1 protein-coding gene is annotated in these 598 nt (G+C 61.2%); it reads right to left on the bottom strand.

Features of this window, described 5'->3' with window-relative positions:
- Positions 1 to 8: 8 nt before the first annotated feature.
- A partial coding sequence (locus ABEA18_RS24055) for a group II intron maturase-specific domain-containing protein (protein WP_345453811.1) occupies positions 9 to 598 on the bottom strand: 590 nt, incomplete at its 5' end.

The following is a 598-nucleotide window of genomic DNA, read 5'->3' as shown; positions in this document are numbered from 1 at the left end:
GCGGTTCGTCAGGTTGTCCTGTAGCGACGCCAGGCATCGTGAAGGAATACCAACCCCAGGTTTTCCCAGTACTCGTTGGGCAAGGCCCGGGACAGAATGGGAGACTTCGCGATCCGCCAATAGGCCTTGCTGGTCATGCCCCATTCCCAGGCTTTCTGCCGGGAGATGCCGAGCTTGCGCAGCTTGGCCACGCGGGTGCGTGGTCTCTTCCATTCCTTCCACCGGATCTGACGCATCCGCCGCCGGAACCATTCATCCAGATCCGCGAACTTCCGCGGGGTATCGGCCAAACGGAAGTAACCCATCCAGCCTTGGATGTACCGGTTCAGCAGCGTGATGCGCTCACCCATCGAGATGCTCCACTTCCGGGACGTGAGCTGTTTCAGCCTCGCTTTGGCCCGTTTCAGGGCCTTCGGCGCGACCCGCAGCTTCACCCCGGAGGCGGTGAAGTAGAAGCCATAGCCCAGCAGCGTTGCAACTCCCGCTGGACCGATCCTGGACTTCTCCCGGTTCACCTTCAGTTTCAGGCCCTGCTCCAGTGACTTGATGCACTGCTCCAGAACCCGTTCGGCTGCCCGTTTGCTCCTGACGAAGACCC

This window comes from Arthrobacter gyeryongensis, from assembly GCF_039543785.1.
GTDB classification, from domain to species: domain Bacteria; phylum Actinomycetota; class Actinomycetes; order Actinomycetales; family Micrococcaceae; genus Arthrobacter; species Arthrobacter gyeryongensis.
The sequence above is the reverse complement of the archived record's forward strand: the minus strand, read 5'-3'. Positions and strand labels throughout refer to the sequence as shown.